Genomic DNA, 24,517 nt, shown 5'->3' with positions numbered 1-24,517 from the left:
CGCGATGTGGCGAGGCATGGTGGTGTGCGCATTGGCGCTGTGGTCGGCGCTGGCCTTGTCGGCGCCAGCCGGGCCCGCATCCGCCCCGGCGGCGGCGGTGATGTCGGTGCACCCGGTGGACGCCGTCGACATGGCACGCCTTCAGGGCAAGTGGTATGAGATCGCGCGTTATCCGAATTTCTTCGAGCGACGGTGCGCACGGTCGATCACCGATGATTTGAAGCTGTTGCCCAGTGGGCAAATGCATATCATCAGTCTCTGCAAGAAAAGCGATGGCAGCAGCGATAGCACCTCGGGCGTGGCGCGCCCGGCCGCCGCGACGCCGAACGTTGCTCGCTTCGAGGCGAGCTTTGCGCCGCCGTGGCTGAATTGGGTTCCCTGGCTTTGGAATGACTTTTGGGTGGTGGCGCTCGATTCCGATTACCACTATGTAGCAATTGCCGATCCGTCCCGGGATCATTTGTGGATTCTGTCGCGTACGGCGCAGCTGGACGACGATTCGTACCATCAGGTTGTCGCGCAATTGCGCGCGCAGAATTTTGATATCGACAAACTGGTATTGACCCCGCAACCCTAGCGGACTGGTGTTGGCGACATGGCAGGGGTTCCGGCATCCGCCGGCCCGATCAGCGGACGAGAGGACGAAGGCGCAATGGCGAAGATTTTCTGCGTGGCCAATCAGAAGGGCGGAGTTGGAAAGACCACCACCACGGTGAATCTGGCGGCGGGCTTGGCGACGCACGGCCAGCGTGTCCTGCTGGTGGATCTGGATCCGCAGGGCAATGCCACGATGGGTAGCGGCATCGACAAGCGTTCGTTGGAGAAAAGCGTCTATGAAGTGCTGATCGGACTGGCGGACGTCGCCGAAGGGCGTCAACGTTCTGAGTCGGGCAAGTACGACGTGCTGCCTGCCAATCGGGAGTTGGCCGGAGCCGATATCGATCTGGTGAACCTCGAACATCGCGATATGCGGCTCAAGCGCGCGCTGGCTGCCGTGAACGACGCCTACGATTTCATCCTGATCGATTGTCCGCCGACGTTGTCGCTGCTCACCCTCAACGGCCTGTGCGCGGCGCACGGGGTGATCATTCCGATGCAATGCGAATATTTCGCGCTCGAGGGCTTGTCCGATCTCGTCAACACCATCAAGCAGGTGCACGCGAATCTGAACCGGGATCTGAAAGTGATCGGCCTGCTGCGGGTGATGTTCGATCCGCGCATTACGCTGCAGCAGCAGGTCTCCGACCAGCTCAAGGCGCATTTTGGCGACAAGGTTTTCAATGCGATCATTCCGCGCAACGTGCGGTTGGCCGAGGCACCCAGTTACGGCATGCCCGGCGTGGTGTTCGATCCGTCCTCGCGCGGCGCGCAGGCCTATCTCAAGTTCGGCGCGGAAATGATCGAACGTATCGAATCTATGTAAGCGCTGGCGGCGCGTGAATGGAATAACTATGGCAACGAAAAGCAACGCACTCAAGAAGAAGGGCCTGGGACGCGGTCTCGAGGTTCTGCTCGGTGGCGGCAATGACGATGCGGCCGATGGCGCGGCGCTCGATGGCGCGCCCCACATGCTTGCGCTCGATCAGCTCCAGCCCGGCAAGTATCAGCCGCGCACCCGCATGGACGAGGGTGCCCTGCAGGAGCTGGCGGCCAGTATTCGTGCGCAGGGGTTAATGCAGCCGCTGCTCGTCAGGAAAGTGAGCGCTGACAAATATGAGATTATCGCTGGCGAGCGGCGCTTTCGCGCCGCACACATTGCCGGCTTGACGGATGTGCCGGTACTGGTGCGCGACGTGCCCGACGAAGCCGCCGCGGCGATGGCGCTGATCGAGAACATTCAGCGCGAAGACCTCAATCCGTTGGAAGAGGCCCAGGGGATCCAGCGCCTGCTCGACGAGTTCGGCTTCACGCACGAGCAGGCCGCCGAGGCGGTCGGACGCTCGCGCAGCGCCGTCTCCAATTTGCTGCGTCTGCTTAACCTGGCACAACCGGTGCAGACGATGCTGCTCGCTGGCGATCTCGATATGGGGCATGCGCGTGCCTTGCTGGCGGTGGATGCGGCTACGCAGATCACGCTGGCGAACCAGGTCGTCAACAAGCGCCTGTCGGTGCGCGATGCCGAGCGCATCGTCAATGCGTCGCTCAAGCCGGCGCCGCAGCGCTCGGCACGGCGTCCGGCCGAGGAAGGCGGGCGTGACGTCACCCGGCTCGAGGAAGAGTTGTCGGACATGCTCGCGTCGACCGTCAAGATCAAGGTGGGCCGCAAGGGTCGCGGACAATTGATGATCGAGTTCGGCAGTCTCGATGCGCTCGATGGCATCCTGGCCCGGCTGAGTATCAGTTAAATCGCCATGCCGACTCGAGGTGGGCAATGCGCGGCGGCGCTGTGATGATCTCGTGCCGCGCGGTTGCGGCGATGTTCAGGCGCCCCTGGGCGGCGCTGCGGCGCGACCCGGTGCTGACGGTGCTTTTGCTCGCGCTGGTGGTGCTGCAGACCGGATGGCCCAGGCCCTGGGCGTCGCTGCCAGGCCTGGTCGACTGGCAAACGATCCTTACCCTCACGGGGCTGCTGTGGCTGACCAAGGCGGTGGAGCTCTCGGGCTTTCTGGACTGGCTGGCTCAGCGGCTGGTAAGCCGTTTGCGAAACGAGCGCATGCTGGCGCTTCTGATGGTGGGGTTCGCTGCGGGGCTGGCCACCGTCCTGACCAACGACGTGGCGCTGTTCGTGGTCGTGCCGCTGGCACTTTCGCTGGCCCGTATCGCGCCACTGCGCGTCGAGCGCCTGATTGTGTTTCTCGCGCTGGCGGTCAACGCCGGCTCGACGCTCACGCCCCTGGGCAATCCGCAGAATCTCTTCCTGTGGCAGGCCAGCGGCACCAGCTTCGCCCTTTTCGTCGCATGGATGGCGCCGCTGGCGGCCGGCCTGATGCTGCTGCTGCTGGCGCTGACCGCCGTGGCGTTCGACGCCCGGCCGCTTCACCTGAGCGAACGCGGTGCTCGCCATGGTGTCGCGTGGCGGCACTTTGCCTTGCTGGCGGCGCTGTTCGCCGCGTTCATCGTGCTGACCGACCACCACCAGGTGGTATGGGCTTGTGCGTTAGCCGCGGCGGGGTGTCTGGCGCTGCAGCGTCGCGCACTGCGCGCGATCGACTGGCTCCTGCTGCTGATCTTTGTCCTGATGTTCGTGGTGTTGCGCCTGCTGGCAGGGCTGCCAGAGGTGCACGCGCAGCTCGCGCGCATCGACCTGTCTGTCGTGTCGCATGTCTATTGGAGCGCGGCATTGGTCTCGCAGGTCATCAGCAATGTTCCGGCGGCGATCCTGCTGGCCGAATACAGCCACCAGTGGCGCGCGCTCGCCTATGGCGTCAGCGTCGGCGGGTTCGGTTTCGCGGTGGGATCGCTGGCGAATCTGATCGCGTTGCGCATGGCGGGGACGACGCGCATATGGTGGAAATTTCATATGGTTTCCATCCCCTTCTTTATTGCGACTACTCTGATCGGCTTGGGCGTGTTGCGGTTCATTGGCTGAAATGACCGCTTTTGTGCTTCGCCGCGCGCCGCGGCCGAGGCGGGCTCTCGCGGCTCGCCTCGCGCAATGGCGCGCCGCAACAGGGTTTTGGGCGTTGCCCGGCATTTGGTGCCAAATCGGTGCGCGCATTGCACAAGTTCGGCGAAAATGTCCAATCGTTTGATTGACTGCAACTAGTAACATCCCGTAAAATCTCGCGGATTTATCTGCTTGTTGAGCCCGATGTTTTGTGAAAGCCGGGCGGGGGAGGGAGCTTAACCATGGCCGATCGTCAGCGGTCTGGTGCGCAGCCGACACCGCGCCAACATGACCCGGTAAGTACGGATATGCGAGACGACGAGCAGGAGCAAAAGATCGTTCCGCTTACGCGAGCAGAGGCCGAGCGCCTCTTCGGCCCCAATGTGAGCCGCCCGTCTCGCGTTACTCCATTCAGGGTGATTACCGCCCAGGTAATTGTGTCGCTGCTGGTGACATTGGTATGGTGGGCGCTGTCGGCATCGCCGCGAAATGCGGCGGTCTCTGCTTGGCTGGGCGGAATGGTTGGCTGGGTGCCGGGGGTGTTTTTCGCCCTGCGGTTGAAGGTATCGCGTGATCGCCTTACCGTATCCTCGCTGGTGGTCGGCGAGGCGATCAAAGTAATGACGACGATTGCGCTGTTTGTGGCGATCGCGACGCTGTACCCAGCGGTTCATTGGGTAGCGTTGCTGACCACATTCGTGCTGGTGCTCAAGGCCCATTGGCTGGCACTGGCCATCAAGTAGCGGCATACCGCTCGTGCAGTTCGTCGCGGGGTCGGATTTTCATAATTGGGTGTTTGAGCGCTATGTCAGTAGAAGCCGGAGTGGAAGGGCCGAATCCGTCGGAATATATCGCGCACCATTTGCAACATTTTGCGAATGCGACGCAGACGAGCATCATCGATTTTCACATCATCAATTGGGACACGCTGTTCTGGTCGGTGACGACCGGTGTCATCGCATGCCTGTTCCTGCTGCTGGCGGCCCGCAAGGCTACCTCCGGCGTGCCGAGCCGATTCCAGGGAGCGGTCGAGATGCTCGTCGAGATGGTCGAAGACCAGTCGAAGAGCATCGTGCATGGCAACCGCACCTTCATCGCGCCGCTGGCCCTGTTGGTATTCGTTTGGGTCTCGCTGATGAACGCGCTCGACCTGCTGCCGGTTGATCTGCCAGGCCGCATCATCCAGTGGGTCGGGCTGGGCAATATCATCACGCATCACCGGATCGTGCCGACGGCCGATCTGAACGGTACGCTCGGCATTTCGTTCGGCGTGCTGATCCTGATGCTCTATTACAGCTTCAAGATCAAAGGTCCCGGCGGGTTCATGAAAGAACTCTTCACGGCGCCGTTCGGCAATCACTTCGCGCTGTGGCTGCCGAACCTGCTGCTCAACGTCATCGAGTTCCTGGCCAAGACCATTTCGCTCGGCATGCGGCTGTTCGGCAACATGTACGCCGGCGAACTGCTGTTCCTGTTGATTGCGCTGCTCGGCGGCCTCTGGACCTTCGGGGCGAACCTGACGTTCCTGGGTTTCGTGGGCAATGTGATCGCGGGTCTGGCGTGGTCGATCTTCCACATCCTGATCGTGTTTTTGCAAGCGTTCATCATGATGATGCTGACGCTCGTATATATCGGCCAGGCGCACGACCATCATTGATGGCAGGGCGGCTGCCGACGATAAATCGTTTGAGTTTTTCGAATCCAGGTTTTTTCAAGTTTCAAGTCTCTAACCAAAAGGAGTAATCATGCAAGCTTTCATCGCCAACATCCAGGGTTTGACCGCCATCGGCATCGGCATCATCATCGGCCTGGGTGCTGTCGGCGCCTGTATCGGTATCGGTTTGATGGGTGGCAAATACATTGAAGCCGCCGCGCGTCAGCCCGAATTGATGAATCCGTTGCAAACCAAGATGTTCTTGTTGGCTGGTCTGATCGATGCGGCCTTCCTGATCGGCGTGGGCGTGGCAATGCTGTTCGCGTTCGCCAACCCGCTGCTCTCGAAGCTCGCTTCCTGAATTTCTTTCGGCTGCCGCGCAAAAATGCGCGGCCACTGGACATGACGGCGCGCCCAAAATTAGATCAGACTAATGCCGGGTGCGCTGTTTCGCCAATCGACAAGCAACACCGAAAGGAAACACCGTGAACATTAACGCAACATTGCTTGCGCAAACCGTCGTGTTTCTGATCCTGGCCTGGTTCACGATGAAATTCATCTGGCCGCCGCTGATCAAGGCTATCGACGAACGCGCGAAGAAAATCGCTGACGGGCTTGCGGCCGCCGAGAAAGGCCAGGCCGACCTCGAGCTCGCCAGCAAACGGGTCGACAAGGCACTCGCGGAAGCTCGCGAGGAAGGCGCCAAGCGCATTTCCGAGGCGGAAAAGCGTGCCCAGGCCGTCGGTGAGGAAATCAAGCAGAACGCCCAGGCCGAGGCTGCCCGGATCATTGCCGCCGCGAAGGCAGAAGCCGAGCAGCAGGCGATCAAGGTTCGCGAGTCGCTGCGGGGTGAAGTCGCCGCGTTGGCGGTCAAGGGAGCCGAGCAGATCCTGCGTCGCGAAATCGATGCCAAGGCACACGCCGAGCTGTTGGACCAACTCAAGGCAGAGCTCTGATCATGGCTGAACTTGCAACCATTGCCCGCCCGTATGCCGAAGCCCTGTTCCGAGTGGCGCAGTCCGGTGACGTGAATGCCTGGTCGGAACTGGTCCGCGAGTTGGCCGCGGTTGCCCAGCATCCCGACATGCAGGCCCTGGCAGACAACCCGAACGTGACGCATGAGCAGGTGGTCGAGGTGATCCTTGCCGCGCTGAAATCGCCGGGCAACGACATGCTGCGCAACTTCATCGTCGCCATGGTCGAAAATGACCGTCTGTCGGTGATGCCGGAAGTGGCGCAACAGTTCGAGGAGCTCAAGAACGCCAGCGCCGGTTCCGCCGATGCGCTCATCACCAGCGCGTTTGCGCTGGACGATGCGCAGCTCCGGGAGCTGGTGGCGGCGCTCGAGCACAAGTTCGGCCGCAAGCTGCATGCCAGCGTGACGGTCGACCCGTCGCTGCTGGGCGGTGTACGAGTGGTGGTGGGCGACGAAGTGCTGGACGCTTCGGTCCGTGCCCGCCTGGCGAATATGCAAACGGCGCTGACGGTGTAGCGAGCTACGCCAAGACGGCAAGAATTGAATATCAGGAGCACATATGCAACTCAATCCCTCTGAAATCAGTGAGCTGATCAAGAGCCGGATTCAAGGTCTCGAGAGCAGTGCCGAGATTCGCAATCAGGGCACCGTCCTTTCCGTGACGGACGGCATTTGCCGTATCCATGGCCTGTCCGACGTGATGCAGGGCGAAATGCTCGAATTCCCGGGCAACACCTTCGGTCTCGCGCTCAACCTCGAGCGCGATTCCGTTGGCGCGGTGATCTTGGGTGAATACGAACACATCTCCGAAGGCGATACGGTCAAGTGTACCGGGCGCATTCTGGAAGTGCCGGTCGGCCCCGAGCTGGTCGGCCGCGTGGTCAACGCGCTGGGCCAGCCGATCGACGGCAAGGGTCCGGTCAACGCGAAGCTGACCGATCCGATCGAAAAGATCGCGCCGGGCGTGATTTGGCGTCAATCGGTGTCGCAGCCGCTGCAAACCGGTCTCAAATCGATCGACGCGATGGTGCCGATCGGTCGCGGCCAGCGCGAGCTGATCATCGGCGACCGCCAAACCGGCAAGACGGCCGTCGCCGTGGATGCGATCATCAACCAGAAGGGCAAGGGCGTCACGTGTATCTACGTGGCAGTCGGCCAGAAGGCCTCGTCGATCACCAACGTGCTGCGCAAGCTCGAAGAGCACGGTGCGATGGAGTACACGATCATCGTGGCCGCCACCGCTTCCGAATCGGCCGCGCTGCAATTCATCGCGCCGTACTCCGGCTGCACGATGGGCGAATACTTCCGCGACCGCGGCCAGGACGCGCTGATCATCTATGACGATTTGACCAAGCAAGCCTGGGCCTACCGCCAGATCTCGCTGCTGCTGCGCCGCCCGCCGGGCCGCGAAGCCTACCCTGGCGACGTGTTCTACCTGCACTCGCGTCTGCTCGAGCGTGCCGCGCGCGTGAACGAGGAATACGTCGAAAAATTCACCAAGGGCGAAGTCAAGGGCAAGACCGGTTCGCTTACCGCACTGCCGATCATCGAGACGCAGGCGGGTGACGTGACGGCGTTCGTGCCGACCAACGTGATTTCGATTACCGACGGGCAGATCTTCCTCGAGACCGATTTGTTCAACGCCGGCATCCGTCCCGCCATCAACGCCGGTATCTCGGTTTCGCGCGTGGGCGGCTCGGCGCAGACCAAGGTCATCAAGAAGCTCTCCGGCGGGATCCGTACCGACCTGGCGCAATACCGCGAACTGGCGGCCTTCGCGCAGTTCGCCTCGGACCTCGACGAAGCCACCCGCCGCCAGCTCGAACGCGGTCGCCGCGTGACCGAGCTGCTCAAGCAGCCGCAGTATCAGCCGCTGCAGGTTTGGGAGCTGGCCGTGTCGCTGTTCGCCGCCAACAACGGTTATCTGGACGATCTCGACATCAAGTCCGTGCTGCCGTTCGAACGCGGCCTGCGTGAAGCCCTCAAGACCAGCCATGGCGCGCTGATCGCCCGCATCGAAGAGACCAAGGATCTCTCGAAGGACGACGAAGCCGCGCTGCACGCTGCAATCAAGGACTTCAAGAAGACGGGCGCTTACTGATTCGGTTGAAGACGATTCATATTCAACGGACCAGCGGGAGAGCGGCGCATCGGCAGCATCGACGGCCGCTCTTCATATAAGGAGTAAGCAATGGCGGGAATGAAGGAAATTCGCGGCAAGATCAAGAGCGTGCAAAACACGCGCAAGATCACCAAGGCCATGGAAATGGTGGCGGCGTCGAAAATGCGCAAGGCGCAGGAACGCATGCGCCATGCTCGGCCCTATGCCGACAAGGTGCGCACTATCGCGGCCCATATGAGCCAGGCGAACCCGGAATACCACCATCCGTTCATGGTGCGTAACTCGGACGCCAAGACCGCGGGCATCATTCTGGTGACCACCGACAAGGGGCTTTGCGGTGGCCTGAACACCAACGTGCTGCGCGCCGTGATTGGCAAGATGAAGGAAATCGAAAGCGCCGGCCTGGCGATCGAAGCCACTGCCATCGGCGGCAAGGGGTTCGGTTTCATGGGCCGGATCGGTGCGAAAGTCGTGTCGCACGTCGTGCAGTTGGGCGACACGCCGCATCTGGAGCGAATGATCGGCGCGGTCAAGGTGCAGCTCGATGCCTACGCTGCGGGCAAGCTGAACGCGGTCTATCTGGCCTATACCCGCTTCATCAACACGATGAAGCAGGAGCCCGTGATCGAGCAGCTGTTGCCGTTGCCGGAGCAGCCTGCGGGCGATGACGACGGCAAGGCGGCCGTCAAGACGTCGCACGCGTGGGACTATATCTACGAGCCCAACGCGAAGACCGTGGTGGACACGCTGCTGGTGCGCTACGTCGAGGCCCTGGTGTATCAGGCGGTGACGGAAAACATGGCGTCCGAGCAATCGGCGCGGATGGTGGCAATGAAGGCGGCCTCCGACAACGCCAAGACCGTCATCAACGAACTGCAATTGATCTACAACAAGGGCCGACAAGCCTCGATCACCAAAGAACTGGCCGAGATTGTGGGCGGCGCGGCGGCAGTCTGACATTGACATGCCTCCGGGCGAAACGAATTCAAGTATCTAAAGGAAAAGCGATGAGTACTGCGATGGTAGAAGGCAAGATCGTACAGTGCATCGGCGCCGTGATCGACGTGGAATTTCCGCGCGGCCACATGCCGAAGATCTACGACGCGCTCATTATGGATGGCTCGGAGTTGACGCTCGAAGTGCAGCAGCAGTTGGGCGACGGCGTTGTGCGGACCATCTGTTTGGGCTCCTCGGAAGGGCTGCGCCGCGGCATGATGGTCAAGAGCACCGGCAAGGGCATCACCGTGCCGGTCGGTCAGGCCACGCTGGGCCGCATCATGGACGTGCTGGGTCGACCGATCGACGAAGCCGGCCCGATTCCCCAGGAAAGCCAGCGTGAAATTCACCAGAATGCACCGGCATTCGACGAGCTCGCGCCGTCGACCGAACTGCTCGAGACCGGCATCAAGGTTATCGATCTGATCTGCCCGTTCGCCAAGGGCGGCAAGGTGGGTCTGTTCGGTGGCGCCGGGGTGGGCAAGACCGTCAACATGATGGAGCTCATCAACAACATCGCCAAGGAGCACGGCGGTTACTCGGTGTTCGCCGGCGTGGGCGAGCGTACCCGTGAAGGGAACGACTTCTACCACGAAATGAAAGACTCCAACGTGCTCGACAAGGTCGCGCTGGTGTACGGGCAGATGAACGAGCCGCCGGGTAACCGTCTGCGCGTGGCGCTGACCGGCCTGACGATGGCCGAGCACTTCCGCGACGAAGGCCGCGACGTGCTGTTCTTCGTCGACAACATCTACCGTTACACGCTGGCCGGCACCGAAGTCTCGGCATTGCTGGGCCGGATGCCTTCGGCCGTGGGTTACCAGCCGACGCTGGCCGAGGAAATGGGCCGTCTGCAAGAGCGCATTACCTCGACCAAGACCGGTTCGATCACGTCGGTGCAAGCCGTCTACGTGCCTGCCGATGACTTGACCGACCCGTCGCCGGCGACCACCTTCGGTCACTTGGACGCCACCGTCGTGCTCTCGCGTGACATCGCTTCGCTGGGTATCTACCCGGCGGTCGATCCGCTCGACTCGACCTCGCGTCAGATCGACCCGAACGTCATTGGCGAAGAGCACTACGGTGTGACGCGCGGCGTGCAGGCTACGCTGCAGCGCTACAAGGAACTGCGCGACATCATCGCGATTCTGGGCATGGACGAGCTGTCGCCGGAAGACAAGCTGGCGGTGGCTCGCGCCCGGAAAATTCAGCGCTTCCTGTCGCAGCCGTTCCACGTGGCCGAAGCGTTCACTGGCGCTCCGGGCAAATACGTCCCGTTGAAGGAAACGATTCGCGGCTTCAAGATGATCGTCGATGGTGAATGCGACCACCTGCCCGAGCAGGCGTTCTACATGGTCGGCACGATCGACGAAGCCTTCGAGAAGGCCAAGAAACTGCAGTAATCGATTGAGTGTCCGGCAAAGCAAAGCGGACAGGTGACTCACGAAGGCGCCAGCGGATGAACAAAACCCGCCGGCGCCGCCTGCACCAAACTCAACGGGAGCAATCATGGCAACCATTCATATAGACGTCGTCAGTGCGGAAGACGAGCTCTTCTCCGGAGAGGCCCGTTTCGTCGCGCTGCCGGGCGAGGCCGGTGAACTGGGCATTCTGCCCGGGCACACGCCGCTGATCACACGAATCAAGCCGGGCGCGGTGCGTATCGAGACTGCCTCGGGCGAGGAAGAATTCGTCTTCGTCGCCGGCGGCATTCTCGAAGTCCAACCCGACAGCGTGACGGTGCTGGCCGATACGGCGATGCGCGGCAACGACCTGGACGAGGCGAAGGCGGCCGAAGCCAAGCGTCGCGCCGAAGAAGCGCTTTCCAACAAGGGCTCGAACATCGAGTACGCGAAAGCCCAGGCGGAGCTGGCCGAGGCGGTTGCGCAACTCGCGACGATTCAGCGGTTCCGCAAGAAAAAAGCCTGACGCGACGAGCATCGCGCAGACGCGCGTCAGCAAAGACAAAAGGCGGCTTCGGCCGCCTTTTGTCTTTCTGGTTGGCGTGATGGTATCGATCAGGCCACGCTCGTGCGTGAACTGTCGGGAACACCATATTGACAATTCGAGACATCGGAAAACTCTGATGCACGTGAATTCCCCTCGCGTCGCAACTCAAGCAATCCAAAGACAAACGGATCGATGCACTCCGATATGTCAATGTTGCTTGGCACCCATGCATAGGACTACGCATTAGGAAATTGCCGTTTAATCGCGTTGGATAAATGGAATCGTCCTAAAGTCAGCGATATGTAATCGTTGCTATCTTCCGCAAGCTAAACCCCCCCAAGAGGCGCGCACGGCGTCTCCTGGAAAAGTTCACGCTTAACGAAGATGGTCGACAGGATGATGTCTTTGCTCGAGAGGCGGTCACGCCTGCTGAAATATTGCGCCCAGTGGTGCGTTGACGCGGTCCGGAGCCATTCAATCCGGAGCCTGATACCAGGCGCTTTGCTCGCCGTCGGGCTGGCCATGGGGTCGCCGTCGGCGTCGGCCGTGAAAGTCGAGCAAATCGGCGATCTGGCGCACTCCACGGCGGCGAATCCCGCCCAGTTCAACATCGGCGACCTGATCCACGTGGCCATGACCTGGCGCCATAACTCGTGGGGCTTCGAATCCTGCTATTTCTCCGTGATCGCGCCCGGCGATGGGGCGTCCTACGGATTCAGCGACATCAACGGCAGTTGCGATCGGCGCGACTATCCCGACGGTCGGGTGCCAAAACGGGGCTACGAGGTGATCGATACGGCGAAACCACTCTATGCGGGCGAGCTGTCCTTGAATTTGGTCCCCGGCCAGACGTATGAGGCGGTAACGGAAATTTATCCGTGGCGCAACACCGAGCCAGGCGTGAGTTCACGATACTTCAAGATCCGTCCGCTCTCCGGTGGCGTGTCTACCGCCACACCGCACAAACACGTCCAGGGGCGCGTCGACATCACCGGCGCGTGGCGGGGTAACGGCGCGACCGGCACCGTCAAGGCCTGGTACAAGAAAGATGGGGTCGGCCCCTACATTCTGGCCGGTCAGGGGTTGGGGTGGTTTTCCCTCTACAACTTGCCCGCCGGACGCCAGACGTTGGAGTTTTACGTCTACTACGAGGGCAAGTTTGAAACCTATGTCGGCAGTAAAACTGTCGACGTCCTCGCTGGGGGTGTCACGGCGCTGCGCCTCGAAGACAAGCGGCTGCGGGTAAATGGCTGGGTTGACGGAGGTGTGAAACAAATAAAAATGGAAACGGTCTGGCCGGAGGCGATCGACCTCGGTACCTGTGCGGTCAGCGATGGTAAATTTTCGTGCCTGTCCGAGAAGGCATTGAGGGCCCGTTGGCACGACATAAGAATCACCGCCAGCCGGGGCAGCACGGACCTCATTCTTCTCAACCGGCAGCACATCGACGTCACCCCCAGCGCGCGCTGGGCTGACGACAATCCCGGCATCAGGCTGCAAGGCCAGCCATTCAGGCTCGCCGTGGACAAGGGCGAGGAGGCAACGCACCTGCAGGCCTATTGGCGACGCGGCGAAAAGGGTCTTTGGCACGTCAGCGGAGACCTCAAGCTTGACAGCGACCGCAGCGTGGTTCTCCCCGATACTGCGGATTGGCTGCCAACCGACCGATCGCAGTACATGGTCATATTCTGGGTCAGGCGGGGTAGCGCAAACTGGTCACCGGATTCGGAGATTCGCAGCTTTCAAGTAAAGCCGTTGCCGCCAGAGTGGAGCAAGCCGCCCGCCGGCTCGGCGCCGGGACGCAAAGTCAGCGTCACGCTCAGGCCACCGCCCGGCGTCGACGTCGTGCAGCCGCAATGGCGCCGTGAGGGCGGTGACTGGACGGACGGCCAAGCGGTTGCGCTGCAAAACACACGAACCCAGGACCATACAATCGCGATCGCCGAATCGGCCGCGTGGTCGAGTGGGCATTACGACATCCGTCTGCGCGTGCGCAAGAACGAGGGCCTCTGGTCGGAGCCGTCCGAGGCAAAATCCGTCGTCATGCGTCCGTCGAGTCCCGCAGGCGTGTTCCGTGACAGCACGCTGACGGTATTCGATCAACACGGCAAGCCGTTGATGGGCGGAGCGAATGTCACGGTTGGCGACCAAATCACTTATCGTCTGAAACTGGCGGCCGCGTCTGCCGCCGAGCAGATCGACCTGTCGCTGAGTCTGGCCGGCGCACCGCAACTGCAAGGCCAGGCGGGTACGCTGCGCTATCGGGCCGCGCTGAGCGAGCAGGGCGACGGCGCGCAGCCGATCGACACCACGCGGCTCAACAAAGGCTGGACCGGCGCGGGAGCGGCGTTCGGGGCGACCACGCGTTTGCTGGTCAGCGGGGAGGACGCGCCGGGCATGCTGGCCGGCAAACACGCGGTGATCGACATCCCCGTGCGGGTCAAGGCCGGTGCGCAGGGCGCAATCCAGGTCAAGGCGGCCGGGCGGGCCAATTTCGTCAGCCAGCAGGACCTGGCCGCGCCGCCGTTGCTGATCGCCCGCATCCCGGTTCAGGATGCGATGACGGTCACCTTTGCGCCGTTTGCCAAGGACGACAGGCAGCCCGGCGAGGCGGTGTTGTACCGCGTGGTGCTCAACGCGGCCAAGGCGCTCAGCGACGTGCAATTGCGATACCGCCTGCCGGCCGGGCTGAAGCAGCACGGCACCCCGTACTTCGATACGCAAAGCGATCTGCAGCAGGGGCTTGAGGCTACCTGGGACGGGTCGCCGCAGCATAGTGCGTTGCTGGCCCCTGGGGCGATGCTCAAGGCGGGACGCCGGGCCATCATCAAAATCCCGCTGCAGGTCGCGCCGGAGGCGGTCGACAGCCGCATCGACAGTCGCGTCGAGGCGGCGGCGGGCAATGTTGCCGGCACGGCCGAGGCGCGTCACACATTGCGCGTGATACCCGACAAGACACCCGACGGCGGCCCGTTGCGGTTGAAGACGCATGTCGACAAAGACAATGCCAGGCCGGGCGGGACGCTTGCGTACACGATCGAATTCATGAATCGCTCGGATCAGCCGCTGCACGAGTTGACGATTCGGGAGCTCGTGCCGGCCCACACCACGCTGGTGCCGCAAAGCGCGCAGTGCAAGCAGATACCCGCGGCGCTGGCGTGCCGGGTGGAGGCGCCCGACGAGGACAACGACATGGTCGGCGGCGCGCAGATACGGTGGACTTTCTCGGGGAGCCTGCCGCCCGGCGAGCGGGGCACGGTTGGCTTCAAGGTGCGTCTCGAGCGCTGAGTGGGCCCGATCCGCGGGCGGCGCCTTCCGGTGCCGCCCCTGGCAAAAGCGGGATCGAAAATCCGGACCTTCCCTGATCCTCGTCAAGCTATTTTTACGTTAACGTAAACGTCAAACAACGCAGGCACGCTATGCTTCAAACAGGCATGGTTGAACCCGGCTGTCCGGCATTCGGGCAAGGCGGGCGCCGCAGAAAAAAATACATCGCATTCGCCTGTGCGCCATCGTGGCGGCCGGCGCCCTGCTGTTACTGGAGGAGACGCAGTATGGATCAAGTAAATGCCGGCTTGGCGCCGCGTGACGGCCTGTCCTACGTCAAAGGCGACACCGCCGTGCCGCTCTCGGAGGCGACCATCCCGCAACTATTGGCGCACAGCGTGCAACGCTATCCCGAGCGCCCGGCGGTGGTGTTTCGCGAACAGCAAATCCGCTGGAACTGGCGCGAGTTCAGCCGGGCGGTCGATGCCCTGGCGCTCGCCCTGCACCGGCTCGGCCTGCGCAAGGGCGATCGCCTCGGCATCTGGTCGCCCAATCGGGTCGAATGGCTGGTCACGCAATTCGCCACCGCGCGCCTGGGCATCATTCTGGTCAACATCAACCCGGCCTATCGGCTCGCCGAGCTTGAGTATGCGCTCAACAAAGTCGGCTGCAAGGCCATCATCGCCGCCGAATCGTTCAAGACTTCGCAATACCTGGCGATGCTGCAGACCCTTGCGCCCGAACTCGCGCAATGCGAAGCCGGGCAACTGCATGCGCAGAAGCTGCCCGACTTGCGTATCGTGATCCGCATGGGGGCGGCCCGCACGCCCGGCATGTTCAACTACGACGACATCGTCGCGGGCACGGCCAACGCGGCGGTCGACGAGCTCGATGCCATCACCGCGACGCTCGACGCGCACGAAGCCGTCAACATCCAGTTCACCAGCGGCACCACCGGCAACCCGAAGGGCGCTACGCTCACGCACCACAATATCGTCAACAACGGCCGCTTCATCGCGATGGCCATGCGTTTCTCCGAGCAGGACAGCCTGTGCATTCCGGTGCCGCTCTATCACTGCTTCGGCATGGTGCTGGCAGTGCTGGCCTGCGTGAGCACGGGCGCCAACATGGTGTTTCCCGGCGAGGCATTCGATCCGGCGGCCACCATGCGCGCCGTGGCGCAGGAACGTTGCAGCGCCCTGCATGGAGTGCCGACCATGTTCATCGCGCAGCTCGATCATCCCGATTTCCCGAAATACGATTTCTCGTCGCTGCGCACCGGCATCATGGCCGGCTCGCCCTGTCCGATCGAGACCATGAAACGGGTGATTTCGCAGATGCACATGAGCGAAGTCACCATTGCCTACGGCATGACCGAAACCAGCCCGGTGTCGTTCCAGAGTTCGACCGACGATCCGCTGGAAAAACGCGTCACCACCGTCGGCCGCGTGCAGCCTCACCTCGAGGTCAAGCTGGTAGACGCCAGCGGCGCGATCGTCCCGGTCGGCGAAAAGGGCGAACTGTGCACGCGCGGCTACTCGGTCATGCTGGGCTACTGGGGCGACGAAGCGAAAACGCGCGAGGCCATCCGCGACGGCTGGATGCACACGGGCGATCTCGCCACCCTCGACGAGGCCGGTTACTGCAACATCGTCGGGCGGGTCAAGGACATGCTGATCCGCGGCGGCGAGAACATCTATCCCCGCGAAATCGAGGAATTCCTGTTCCGTCACCCAAAAATCCAGGCCGTGCAGGTGTTCGGCGTGCCCGATGCGAAATATGGCGAGGAAGTCTGCGCCTGGGTGGTGCTCAAGCCCGGCCAGAGCGCCACCGAAGACGAGATTCGCGCGTTCTGCCAGGATCAGATCGCGCACTACAAGATCCCGCGCTACATCCGCTTCGTCAACGAAATGCCCATGACCGTAACGGGCAAAGTGCAAAAATTCATCATGCGCGCATCGATGGTCGACGAACTCGGCCTGACCGAGAGCAAAACCGCCTAGCGAGGGCCCGTCGGCGGCGCGATCGGTTCAAGGCCCGATATCGCCGGCCGGCCACACCCCGTTCTCACGCACGAACCGCCGCCGCGCCAACTTGTAACCATCTGTAAAGATGCTGTTACTCGTCTGGCGGCGTCGGCATAGTACGCTCCATGTCTTAAAAAATTTTTTCGGTAGCGCCTAAAGTTTTCCCGACGCCGGCCGAAATATAGACATCGCTTCGCGCAGCGCCGGGCGAGACGGCCGGTCGCGCGATCGGCATCCATATTGTGGCGAAGCGGATTTTTTCGCGATGCGCCCGCTCAGGTCCTCCCATCAAGGCTTTCCAGCCGGCAGGGAAAGTTTTCCTATGCCTGTAGGAAAAATACCTACACAAAATTTCCGAAAAACTTATAGTCCGTGCGGATGAATCTCTGATTTTTTTCCGCCGCGGATCGCTGCAAAATTGCAACCGAGATTGGGCCAGTGTCGCCAAAACCACAATCTACGGGGGTTACATGAGTAACAGCGAAACACTCAACGAGATCCGGGAAATTAACCTTTCCTATCTGGTGCTAGCGCAACGTTTGATTCGCGAGGATCGCGCTGCAGCAATGTTCCGTCTGGGTGTCAGCGAAGAGTTGGCCGACGTTCTGAGCCGACTCACGCTAGCGCAACTGGTCAAACTCGCCTCATCCAATCTGTTGTTGTGCCGCTTCCGTTTCGACGATCACGCGATCCTCTCGAATCTGACGCATACGGCCAAGGACATTGCCGTGCAGCAGTCGCACGCATCGATCCTGCTGGCGAGCCAGCCGGTCGAGGCCATTGGCTGACACGGTGGCCGCAGCCGGTCGAAGCCGATCGAGCGCGGCCCGAGGCATGTCTATTCGTTTGTTGCAGGAATGAGCACTATGCGCAGCAAAAGCGTGGTTCACGAAGCCAAGCAGATTCAGCTGGCGATCGAACTGGTCGAGTTGGGAGCCCGCCTCCAGATGCTGGAGGCCGAGACCACGCTGAGCCGCGATCGGCTCATCAAGCTCTACAAAGAACTCAAGGGCGTCTCGCCGCCCAAGGGCATGCTGCCGTTTTCCACCGACTGGTTCGTCACCTGGCTGCCGAACATTCACTCGTCGCTGTTCTACAACATCCATCAATTCCTGACGCAACAGGCCCGTTGCGAAGGCATCGAGGCGATCGTCAAAAGCTACCGCCTGTATCGCGAGCACGTCGACCTGCACGCCTGGGAGCCGGTGCTGAGCTTCACCCGCGCGTGGACGCTCACGCGCTTTTTCGACAGCAAAATGCTGCAAATGACCCCGTGCACGCGTTGCGGCGGCCATTTCGTGGCGCACGCTCACGAACCGCGCAACCACTTCGTCTGTGGCTTGTGCCAGCCGCCGTCGCGCGCCGGCAAGACGCGCAAGAGCAAGACCGCCGCCGAGCAGACAGACGCCCGGCAGGCGTGTCTGGCGCTTTGAGCGTCGCGGCGAATTTCGTTCCCCCGGCTCGACTTCCTCCCTTCAGTTTTTCCCTCGCGCTGCCGTAATACCTCTGAGAGAAAGATATTTTCCGCATGGCTTTAGGCGTGTTTGGCGAGCTATTCCCTGAATGCCCTGAATTTGCGAGAGGAACCCGGAAGTGCTGGTTTTTATTGGATATGCGATCGTTCTGGGCGCGGTGTTCGGGGGGTACGCCTTGGAAGGCGGGCACCTTGGCGCGCTATTTCAGCCCACTGAATTGCTGATGATCGGCGGAGCCGGCATCGGCTCCTTCCTGGTCGGCAACAACGGCAAGGCGATTCGCGCCACGCTGCGCTCGCTGCCGCCGCTTTTGCGCGGCTCCAAATACACCAAGGCGCTGTACATGGAACTCATGGCGCTGCTCTACGTACTGCTGGCCAAGGCGCGCAAGGACGGCATGCTGGCCATCGAGGCCGACGTCGACGATCCCGCGGCCAGCCCGATCTTCAGCCAGTACCCGCTGCTCGCGCGCGACGCCCGCATCATGGAGTTTCTCACCGACTACCTGCGCCTGATGGTCAGCGGCAACATGAATGCGTTCGAAATCGAGAACCTCATGGATCACGAAATCGAAACCTACAAGCATGAAGGCGAAATGCCCGCGCACTGCATCTCGAAAGTGGGTGACGCGATGCCGGCCTTCGGTATCGTGGCCGCCGTGATGGGCGTGGTGCACACCATGGCATCGGCCGACAAGCCGGCCGCCGAACTCGGCGCGCTGATTGCGCAGGCGCTGGTCGGCACCTTTCTCGGCGTGCTGCTCTCATATGGCTTCATCGGCCCGCTGGCCTCGCTCATCGAGCATCGCGTGGCCGAATCGAGCAAAGTATTCCAGTGCATCAAGGTCACGCTGCTGGCCAGCCTCAACGGCTACGCGCCGGCGCTGGCGGTCGAATTCGGCCGGAAGGTGCTGTACTCCAGCGAGCGCCCGTCGTTCGCGGAACTCGAAGACCACGTGCGCCAGGTCAAGGCGCGTTAGGGCGGTGCCAAGGTGAATCATGAGCGACAAGGGCAACCACCCCATCATCATCAAGCGCAGCAACAACGCGCCGGCCGCCCATCACGGCGGCGCCTGGAAACTCGCCTACGCCGATTTCATGACCGCCATGATGGCGTTCTTCCTGTTGATGTGGCTGCTCGGCTCGGCCAATCACAACGAACTGGCAGGCATCGCCCAATATTTCCGCACCCCGCTCAAAGTCGCGATCATGGGCGGTAAGCGGGCCGCCGACAGCGCCGGTGTCATCGACGGCGGCGGGCCGGACATGACGCGCTCCCAGGGCCAGATCGCGCATGGCGCCAATCCTCCGCCGCCCACACGCAGCGCGGCCGCCGGCCAACGCAATGAGGCCGAGCAATTGCGCCGCCTCAAGGCACGCCTGCTGCAGGCCATCGAATCGAACCCGCTGCTGAATCAATTCCGCAAGCAACTGCTCATCGACATCACCAAGGAAGGCTTGCGCATCCAGATCGTCGACACCCAGAACCGGCCGATGTTCGCCAATGGCAGCGCCCGGGTCGAACCCTACATGCGCGACATCCTGCGCGAGATCGGCAAGGCGCTCAACGACGTGCCCAACCGCATCAGTCTGTCCGGGCACACCGATTCGACCCGTTACGCCACCGGCGACAAGGACTACAGCAACTGGGAGCTGTCGGCCGATCGCGCCAACGCTTCGCGGCGCGAATTGATCGCCGGCGGCATGGACGCCGATAAAATCGCGCGCGTGCAGGGCCTGGCCTCGACGTTTAATCTCGACAAGGAAAACCCCGCCGACCCGATCAATCGGCGCATCAGCATCATTGTGTTGAACCATCAGGCGGAAGCCGCCCTGGAGCGCGAGAACGACGCGGCCACGGTCGATGCTCCGGATCAGAAGGGCGCCGCGCAGATCGCGGTACAGGCCGCGGCGCAGGCGGAGCAAGCGCCCGCTGCGGCCAAGCGGTGATAAGGCAAGGAAATGACGCACATGACGCAATCCATTTTGTCGGTCGACGATTCCGCCGCCATGCGGCAGATCATCTCGGCGAGCCTGGGCGAGGCCGGCTACCGGGTGAGCACCGCGAGCGACGGCGCCGCCGCGCTCGAACGTGCACGCGGGGAACACTTCGATCTGGTGCTGACCGACCAGCACATGCCCGGCATGGACGGCCTGGCGCTGATTCGCGCACTGCGTGCGTTGCCCGGCTATGGGAGTGCGCCGATTCTGGTGCTGACCACCGAAGTCGATGCCGCCTACAAGGAGGCAGCGCGCGCGGCCGGCGCCAGCGGCTGGCTGCTCAAGCCGGTCGATCCGGCGATGCTGATCGAAGTGGTGGGTGCGCTGCTGGGTGCTTCGGCAGCTTCGATTCAAGCCAATAACGAACGGGGATAACGGTGGATATAACGCAGTTCTACCAAACCTTTTTCGACGAAGCCGAAGAGCTGCTCGCGGAAATGGAGCATTTGCTGCTCGCGCTCGACGTGAGCGCGCCCGACGCGGAGCAGCTCAATGCGATCTTTCGCGCGGCCCACTCGATCAAGGGCGGCGCGGCCACTTTCGGTTTCACGGCGCTGACCGAAACCACGCATTTATTGGAAAACCTTCTAGATCGGGCGCGGCGCGGCGAATTGGCCTTGCGCACCGAAATGATCGACACTTTCCTGGAAACCAAAGACGTGCTGCACCAACAGTTGAATGCCTATCGCTCCTCGAGCGAACCGGACCCGGAGGCCATGGCGCGCATCTGCGCCGTGCTGCAAGCCCTGGCTCTCGAACAACAGACCGGTGCGCCCGCCGCGGCTGCTGCGCCGGTTGCGCCAGCCGTGCCGTCAACGCCTGTGGCGCCGGCCAGCGCGGCGCCGGCCGCGGCGGGCCTGCCCGAGCCGGCCTGCGACCATCAGCGCCTGCAAGTCACGCTCAGCGGCGTGAGTACGAAAGATCAGGACCTGCTGGCAGACGAACTCGGCAATCTGGGCGAAATCGTCGCGCGCAGCGCCACCGACACCTCGCTCACGCTATGGCTGGATACGACCTGCGACGCCGACGACATCATCGCCGTGTGCTGCTTCGTGATCGAACCGGGGCAGATCGATGTCAAGACTTCCGCGTCGACGCCGGACGGTGCCGACGACCGCCCGGACGCGGGCTCGGCCGCGTGTGATGCCGAGCCCGCCGGCGCCGCCGTCCTGAGTGCAACCGATCACGCTGAACTCGCCAGCGGTGCCGCGCTGCCGGCCGCCGCGGCTGGGGCGCGCGCGGGCGCCGCACCCGCCGCAGCCGCGCCTGGCCACGAAACCAGCTCGATCCGGGTAGGCGTCGAAAAAGTCGATCAACTGATCAACCTGGTCGGAGAGCTGGTGATCACGCAGGCCATGCTCGCGCAAACCGCCAGCTCGCTCGACCCGGTACTGCACGACCGCCTCTTCAACGGCATGGGGCAGCTCGAGCGCAATGCGCGCGACCTGCAGGAAGCGGTCATGTCGATCCGCATGATGCCGATGGACTACGTGTTCAGCCGGTTCCCGCGCGTGGTGCGCGATCTGGCCAACAAGCTCGGCAAGCAGATCGAACTGGTCACCTTCGGGCAGGCCACCGAACTCGACAAGAGCCTGATCGAGCGCATCATCGACCCGCTCACCCACCTGGTGCGCAACAGCCTGGATCACGGCATCGAATTGCCGGCGGTGCGCGTCGCGGCGGGCAAGGACCCGGTGGGCCAGCTGGTGATGTCGGCCGCGCACCAGGGCGGCAACATCGTCATCGAAGTCAGCGACGATGGCGCCGGGCTGCAGCGCGACAAGATCCTCGCCAAGGCGATCCAGCAGGGCTTGCCGGCCAGCGAGTCGATGAGCGACAGCGAAGTCTGGCAACTGATCTTCGCGCCGGGCTTCTCCACGGCCGAGGCCATCACCGACGTGTCGGGCCGAGGCGTCGGCATGGACGTGGTCAAGAACAACATCCAGGATATGGGCGGCCACGTCGAGATCCAGTCCACGCGCGGTCGGGGCACGACCACGCGCATCGTGCTGCCGCTCACGCTGGCGATCCTCGACGGCATGTCGGTCAAGGTCGGCCACGAGATTTTCATCCTGCCGTTGAACTACGTCATGGAGTCGCTGCAGCCGGCGGCGGCCGACATCCGCCCGGTGGCCGGCGAAGGCCAGGTCGTGCTGGTGCGCGGCGAATACCTGCCATTGGTCGAGCTGCATCGCACTTTTCAGGTGCCCGCAGCGCGGGTCAATCCGACCGAGGGCATCGTCGTCATTCTGCAAGCCGAGGGGCGGCGCTTTGCGCTACTGGTCGACGAGCTGGTCGGCCAGCACCAGGTGGTGGTGAAAAACCTCGAGACCAACTATCGACGAGTACACGGCATTTCCGCCGCCACCATTCTCGGCGACGGCAGCGTGGCGCTGATCGTCGACGTGGCGGCCCTGCAACGCAATAACCGCCAGGCGGCGGCGATTTCTTCTTGAACCACGGGAGCATGGCGAATATGGAAAATCTTCAGCACGAAGCGGGAGTCTCCCGCCACCACATGGCGATGCAGAACGACGGCGATGGCCAGGAATTCCTGGTCTTCACGCTGGGCGACGAAGAGTACGGCATCGACATCCTCAAGGTCCAGGAAATCCGCGGCTACGACGCGGTCACGCGTATCGCCAACGCGCCCGAATTCATCAAGGGCGTGATCAATCTGCGCGGCATCATCGTGCCGATCGTCGACATGCGCATCAAATTCAATCTCGGCCGCGTCGAGTACGACACACAGACGGTGGTGATCATCCTGAACGTCGCCAATCGCGTGGTCGGCATGGTCGTCGACGGCGTCTCCGACGTGCTGACGCTGGCGCGTGGCGATATCAAGCCGCCTCCCGAGTTCGGCGCGACCCTGACCACCGAATACCTCACCGGGCTTGGCACCGTCGAGGGGCGCATGCTGATTCTGATGGATATCGAAAAGCTCATGACCAGCAACGACATGGCGCTGATCGATCGCGTCGCGAGCTAAGGCGCCGCGTTACGGTGTTACGGGGACGACACAGGGCGCCGCGTGGGCGACGCGGGCGTCGCGGGTGAAAAGATCAGCCGGAAAGAGAGAGACCGATGAGAAACAACCAGCCGGTGACCGACAACGAATACGTTATCAGCGAGACGGACTATCTGATCTCGCGTACCGACCTCAAGGGGCGCATTACCTACGCCAACCCGTCATTCATCGAGGTCAGCGGATTTTCGAAGGAAGAATTGATCGGTGCGCCGCATAACATCGTGCGCCATCCGGACATGCCGTCCGAGGCATTCGACGACCTCTGGAAATCGCTCAAGGCGGGCCAGACCTGGACCGGCCTGGTGAAAAACCGCCGCAAGAACGGCGACTTCTATTGGGTGCTGGCCACCGTCAATCCGACGCTGGAGAACGGCAAGGTGGTGGGCTATACGTCCCTGCGGCTCAAGCCGCGTGCCGGCGAAGTCGAGGCGGCCACCGCCGCCTATGCCAAATTCCGTGCGGGTCGCGCGCGCGGCCTGCGAATCCGGCAGGGGCAGTTGCAGCGCACGGGCCCGCGCGGCTGGCTCAGGCTGCTCAAATTGACAAGCATCAGCGCGCGCCTCACCGGCATGATCGTCACCGGTGCGCTGCTGCTGCTGGCCGTGGGCGGGCTGGGCCTGTTCGGCATGCAGGCCTCCAACCAAAAGTTGGCCAGCGTCTATCACGGGTCGATGGTGCCGGTCGGGCTGCTCAATACCATCGGCGCCAAGCTCGACCGCAATGCGGTGTTGATGTCCAACGCGATCAGCAATCCCAACTTCAACGTGCAAAAGGACAATGCCGACGAGATTGTGCAGAACAATAGCGACATCGACCAGCTGTGGGCGCAGTTCGCGCCCACCGTGTCGAGCGATCTGAAGCCGGAGGCCGATCGCTTCAACGTGATTCGCAAGCGCTTCAACCGCGACGGCGTGCTCAAGCTGGTGGCGGCACTGCGCTCGGCCTCGCCGCAAAGCGAGCAGTTGTACACGCAGGCCGTGCAGCCGGCCTATGGACCGTTGCGCGACGAGCTCAATTCGCTGGTGCGGCTCGAGCTGACCCAGGCCGACTATCTGGACGGTCAGGCGCAGCGGCAATTCCGCCTCACGCGCGCGATCATGCTCGGCGGCGTGCTGGCCGGCGTGGTGCTGCTGGTCCTGCTTGGCACGATCCTGCGCCGCTCGATCGTCAAGCCGCTGGCCCAGGCGCTCGATGCCAGCAAGCAGATCGCCACCGGTAATTTGCTGGTCTCGATCGCGTCACAGCGACGCGACGAAGTCGGGCGGCTGCTGTTCGGCATGGGGGCCATGAAAAACAGCCTGCTCAATATCGTCAGCGACGTGCGCGGCGGCATCGACGCGATCGACACGGCCGCGCGGGAGATCTCGGCGGGGAACACGGACCTGTCGGCGCGCACGGAGCAGCAGGCGGCGTCGCTGGAGGAGACGGCCTCGAGCATGGAAGAGCTGACGGCGACGGTCAAGCAGAACGCG

Annotated in this window: 23 protein-coding genes; all 23 read left to right on the top strand. The window is 62.6% G+C overall.

What is annotated here, in order from left to right; translation table 11 throughout:
* Nucleotides 1-4 precede the first annotated feature (4 nt).
* Nucleotides 5-577 carry a lipocalin family protein gene (locus EPN80_RS05380; protein WP_293024582.1) on the top strand — a complete coding sequence of 191 codons (573 nt, stop codon included), beginning with the start codon at nucleotides 5-7 and terminating at the stop codon, nucleotides 575-577.
* A gap of 75 nt (nucleotides 578-652) precedes the next feature.
* Nucleotides 653-1,423, top strand: a complete 771-nt coding sequence (locus EPN80_RS05375) for a ParA family protein (protein WP_293024571.1) — start codon at nucleotides 653-655, stop codon at nucleotides 1,421-1,423.
* Between the two features lie 28 nt (nucleotides 1,424-1,451).
* Nucleotides 1,452-2,345, top strand: coding sequence for a ParB/RepB/Spo0J family partition protein (locus tag EPN80_RS05370; RefSeq protein ID WP_293024570.1), 894 nt, complete (start codon nucleotides 1,452-1,454; stop codon nucleotides 2,343-2,345).
* A 71-nt stretch (nucleotides 2,346-2,416) separates the two neighbouring features.
* Nucleotides 2,417-3,529, top strand: coding sequence for an SLC13 family permease (locus EPN80_RS05365; RefSeq protein ID WP_293024581.1), 1,113 nt, complete (start codon nucleotides 2,417-2,419; stop codon nucleotides 3,527-3,529).
* Nucleotides 3,530-3,789: 260 nt separating this feature from the next.
* Complete coding sequence (locus EPN80_RS05360) at nucleotides 3,790-4,290, top strand: ATP synthase subunit I (RefSeq protein WP_293024569.1); 501 nt, start codon at nucleotides 3,790-3,792, stop codon at nucleotides 4,288-4,290.
* 62 nt (nucleotides 4,291-4,352) lie between these two features.
* Nucleotides 4,353-5,204, top strand: coding sequence for a F0F1 ATP synthase subunit A (gene atpB / locus EPN80_RS05355; RefSeq protein ID WP_293024568.1), 852 nt, complete (start codon nucleotides 4,353-4,355; stop codon nucleotides 5,202-5,204).
* A gap of 88 nt (nucleotides 5,205-5,292) precedes the next feature.
* Complete coding sequence (gene atpE / locus EPN80_RS05350; RefSeq protein WP_047215595.1) at nucleotides 5,293-5,562, top strand: F0F1 ATP synthase subunit C; 270 nt, start codon at nucleotides 5,293-5,295, stop codon at nucleotides 5,560-5,562.
* Between the two features lie 124 nt (nucleotides 5,563-5,686).
* Entirely contained in the window at nucleotides 5,687-6,157 is a 471-nt protein-coding gene (locus EPN80_RS05345) for a F0F1 ATP synthase subunit B (protein WP_293024567.1), read from the top strand.
* 2 nt (nucleotides 6,158-6,159) lie between these two features.
* Nucleotides 6,160-6,693 (top strand): F0F1 ATP synthase subunit delta, encoded by a 534-nt coding sequence (locus EPN80_RS05340; protein WP_293024565.1) that lies wholly within the window; start codon nucleotides 6,160-6,162, stop codon nucleotides 6,691-6,693.
* 43 nt (nucleotides 6,694-6,736) lie between these two features.
* Nucleotides 6,737-8,278, top strand: a complete 1,542-nt coding sequence (gene atpA, locus EPN80_RS05335) for a F0F1 ATP synthase subunit alpha (protein ID WP_293024563.1) — start codon at nucleotides 6,737-6,739, stop codon at nucleotides 8,276-8,278.
* A 90-nt stretch (nucleotides 8,279-8,368) separates the two neighbouring features.
* Nucleotides 8,369-9,256: a F0F1 ATP synthase subunit gamma gene (gene atpG / locus EPN80_RS05330; RefSeq protein ID WP_293024561.1), complete on the top strand. Its 888-nt coding sequence runs from the start codon at nucleotides 8,369-8,371 to the stop codon at nucleotides 9,254-9,256.
* Between the two features lie 62 nt (nucleotides 9,257-9,318).
* Nucleotides 9,319-10,698: a F0F1 ATP synthase subunit beta gene (gene atpD / locus EPN80_RS05325; protein ID WP_293024580.1), complete on the top strand. Its 1,380-nt coding sequence runs from the start codon at nucleotides 9,319-9,321 to the stop codon at nucleotides 10,696-10,698.
* Nucleotides 10,699-10,804: 106 nt separating this feature from the next.
* Nucleotides 10,805-11,224 (top strand): F0F1 ATP synthase subunit epsilon, encoded by a 420-nt coding sequence (locus EPN80_RS05320; protein ID WP_293024559.1) that lies wholly within the window; start codon nucleotides 10,805-10,807, stop codon nucleotides 11,222-11,224.
* A 567-nt stretch (nucleotides 11,225-11,791) separates the two neighbouring features.
* The gene (locus tag EPN80_RS05315; protein WP_293024557.1) at nucleotides 11,792-14,533 is read left to right on the top strand and encodes a hypothetical protein; all 2,742 of its coding nucleotides are present in this window, start codon (nucleotides 11,792-11,794) and stop codon (nucleotides 14,531-14,533) included.
* A 266-nt stretch (nucleotides 14,534-14,799) separates the two neighbouring features.
* Nucleotides 14,800-16,515: an AMP-binding protein gene (locus tag EPN80_RS05310; RefSeq protein ID WP_293024555.1), complete on the top strand. Its 1,716-nt coding sequence runs from the start codon at nucleotides 14,800-14,802 to the stop codon at nucleotides 16,513-16,515.
* Nucleotides 16,516-17,009: 494 nt separating this feature from the next.
* Nucleotides 17,010-17,327, top strand: a complete 318-nt coding sequence (gene flhD / locus EPN80_RS05305; protein WP_293024554.1) for a flagellar transcriptional regulator FlhD — start codon at nucleotides 17,010-17,012, stop codon at nucleotides 17,325-17,327.
* Nucleotides 17,328-17,405: 78 nt separating this feature from the next.
* Entirely contained in the window at nucleotides 17,406-17,972 is a 567-nt protein-coding gene (gene flhC, locus EPN80_RS05300; protein ID WP_293024553.1) for a flagellar transcriptional regulator FlhC, read from the top strand.
* 160 nt (nucleotides 17,973-18,132) lie between these two features.
* On the top strand, nucleotides 18,133-18,993 hold the full coding sequence (motA, locus tag EPN80_RS05295) for a flagellar motor stator protein MotA (RefSeq protein ID WP_293024551.1): 861 nt from the start codon (nucleotides 18,133-18,135) through the stop codon (nucleotides 18,991-18,993).
* Nucleotides 18,994-19,012: 19 nt separating this feature from the next.
* Nucleotides 19,013-19,963: a flagellar motor protein MotB gene (motB, locus tag EPN80_RS05290; protein ID WP_293024550.1), complete on the top strand. Its 951-nt coding sequence runs from the start codon at nucleotides 19,013-19,015 to the stop codon at nucleotides 19,961-19,963.
* Nucleotides 19,964-19,984: 21 nt separating this feature from the next.
* Nucleotides 19,985-20,389: a response regulator gene (locus tag EPN80_RS05285; RefSeq protein WP_293024548.1), complete on the top strand. Its 405-nt coding sequence runs from the start codon at nucleotides 19,985-19,987 to the stop codon at nucleotides 20,387-20,389.
* A complete protein-coding gene (gene cheA / locus EPN80_RS05280) occupies nucleotides 20,386-22,470 on the top strand; it encodes a chemotaxis protein CheA (RefSeq protein WP_293024579.1) in 2,085 nt (694 codons plus the stop codon). The genes EPN80_RS05285 and cheA overlap by 4 nt, the downstream gene beginning before the upstream one ends.
* Nucleotides 22,471-22,532: 62 nt before the next feature.
* Complete coding sequence (locus EPN80_RS05275) at nucleotides 22,533-23,006, top strand: chemotaxis protein CheW (RefSeq protein WP_366469053.1); 474 nt, start codon at nucleotides 22,533-22,535, stop codon at nucleotides 23,004-23,006.
* 95 nt (nucleotides 23,007-23,101) lie between these two features.
* Nucleotides 23,102-24,517: Tar ligand binding domain-containing protein (locus EPN80_RS05270; RefSeq protein ID WP_293024547.1), on the top strand; the 1,416-nt coding region annotated here is incomplete at its 3' end.

Source organism: Pandoraea sp., assembly GCF_004297875.1.
In the GTDB taxonomy this organism is placed as follows: Bacteria; Pseudomonadota; Gammaproteobacteria; order Burkholderiales; family Burkholderiaceae; genus Pandoraea.
The sequence above is the reverse complement of the archived record's forward strand: the minus strand, read 5'-3'. Positions and strand labels throughout refer to the sequence as shown.

Excerpts from the sequence above, each read along its gene's own strand:
- EPN80_RS05380 (WP_293024582.1), top strand. The coding sequence starts at position 5 with ATGTGGCGAGGCATGGTGGTGTGCGCATTGGCGCTGTGGTCGGCGCTG.
- EPN80_RS05375 (WP_293024571.1), top strand. The coding sequence starts at position 653 with ATGGCGAAGATTTTCTGCGTGGCCAATCAGAAGGGCGGAGTTGGAAAG.
- EPN80_RS05370 (WP_293024570.1), top strand. The coding sequence starts at position 1,452 with ATGGCAACGAAAAGCAACGCACTCAAGAAGAAGGGCCTGGGACGCGGT.
- EPN80_RS05365 (WP_293024581.1), top strand. The coding sequence starts at position 2,417 with ATGTTCAGGCGCCCCTGGGCGGCGCTGCGGCGCGACCCGGTGCTGACG.
- EPN80_RS05360 (WP_293024569.1), top strand. The coding sequence starts at position 3,790 with ATGGCCGATCGTCAGCGGTCTGGTGCGCAGCCGACACCGCGCCAACAT.
- atpB (WP_293024568.1), top strand. The coding sequence starts at position 4,353 with ATGTCAGTAGAAGCCGGAGTGGAAGGGCCGAATCCGTCGGAATATATC.
- atpE (WP_047215595.1), top strand. The coding sequence starts at position 5,293 with ATGCAAGCTTTCATCGCCAACATCCAGGGTTTGACCGCCATCGGCATC.
- EPN80_RS05340 (WP_293024565.1), top strand. The coding sequence starts at position 6,160 with ATGGCTGAACTTGCAACCATTGCCCGCCCGTATGCCGAAGCCCTGTTC.
- atpA (WP_293024563.1), top strand. The coding sequence starts at position 6,737 with ATGCAACTCAATCCCTCTGAAATCAGTGAGCTGATCAAGAGCCGGATT.
- atpG (WP_293024561.1), top strand. The coding sequence starts at position 8,369 with ATGGCGGGAATGAAGGAAATTCGCGGCAAGATCAAGAGCGTGCAAAAC.
- atpD (WP_293024580.1), top strand. The coding sequence starts at position 9,319 with ATGGTAGAAGGCAAGATCGTACAGTGCATCGGCGCCGTGATCGACGTG.
- EPN80_RS05320 (WP_293024559.1), top strand. The coding sequence starts at position 10,805 with ATGGCAACCATTCATATAGACGTCGTCAGTGCGGAAGACGAGCTCTTC.
- EPN80_RS05310 (WP_293024555.1), top strand. The coding sequence starts at position 14,800 with ATGGATCAAGTAAATGCCGGCTTGGCGCCGCGTGACGGCCTGTCCTAC.
- flhD (WP_293024554.1), top strand. The coding sequence starts at position 17,010 with ATGAGTAACAGCGAAACACTCAACGAGATCCGGGAAATTAACCTTTCC.
- flhC (WP_293024553.1), top strand. The coding sequence starts at position 17,406 with ATGCGCAGCAAAAGCGTGGTTCACGAAGCCAAGCAGATTCAGCTGGCG.
- motB (WP_293024550.1), top strand. The coding sequence starts at position 19,013 with ATGAGCGACAAGGGCAACCACCCCATCATCATCAAGCGCAGCAACAAC.
- EPN80_RS05285 (WP_293024548.1), top strand. The coding sequence starts at position 19,985 with ATGACGCAATCCATTTTGTCGGTCGACGATTCCGCCGCCATGCGGCAG.
- EPN80_RS05275 (WP_366469053.1), top strand. The coding sequence starts at position 22,533 with ATGGCGATGCAGAACGACGGCGATGGCCAGGAATTCCTGGTCTTCACG.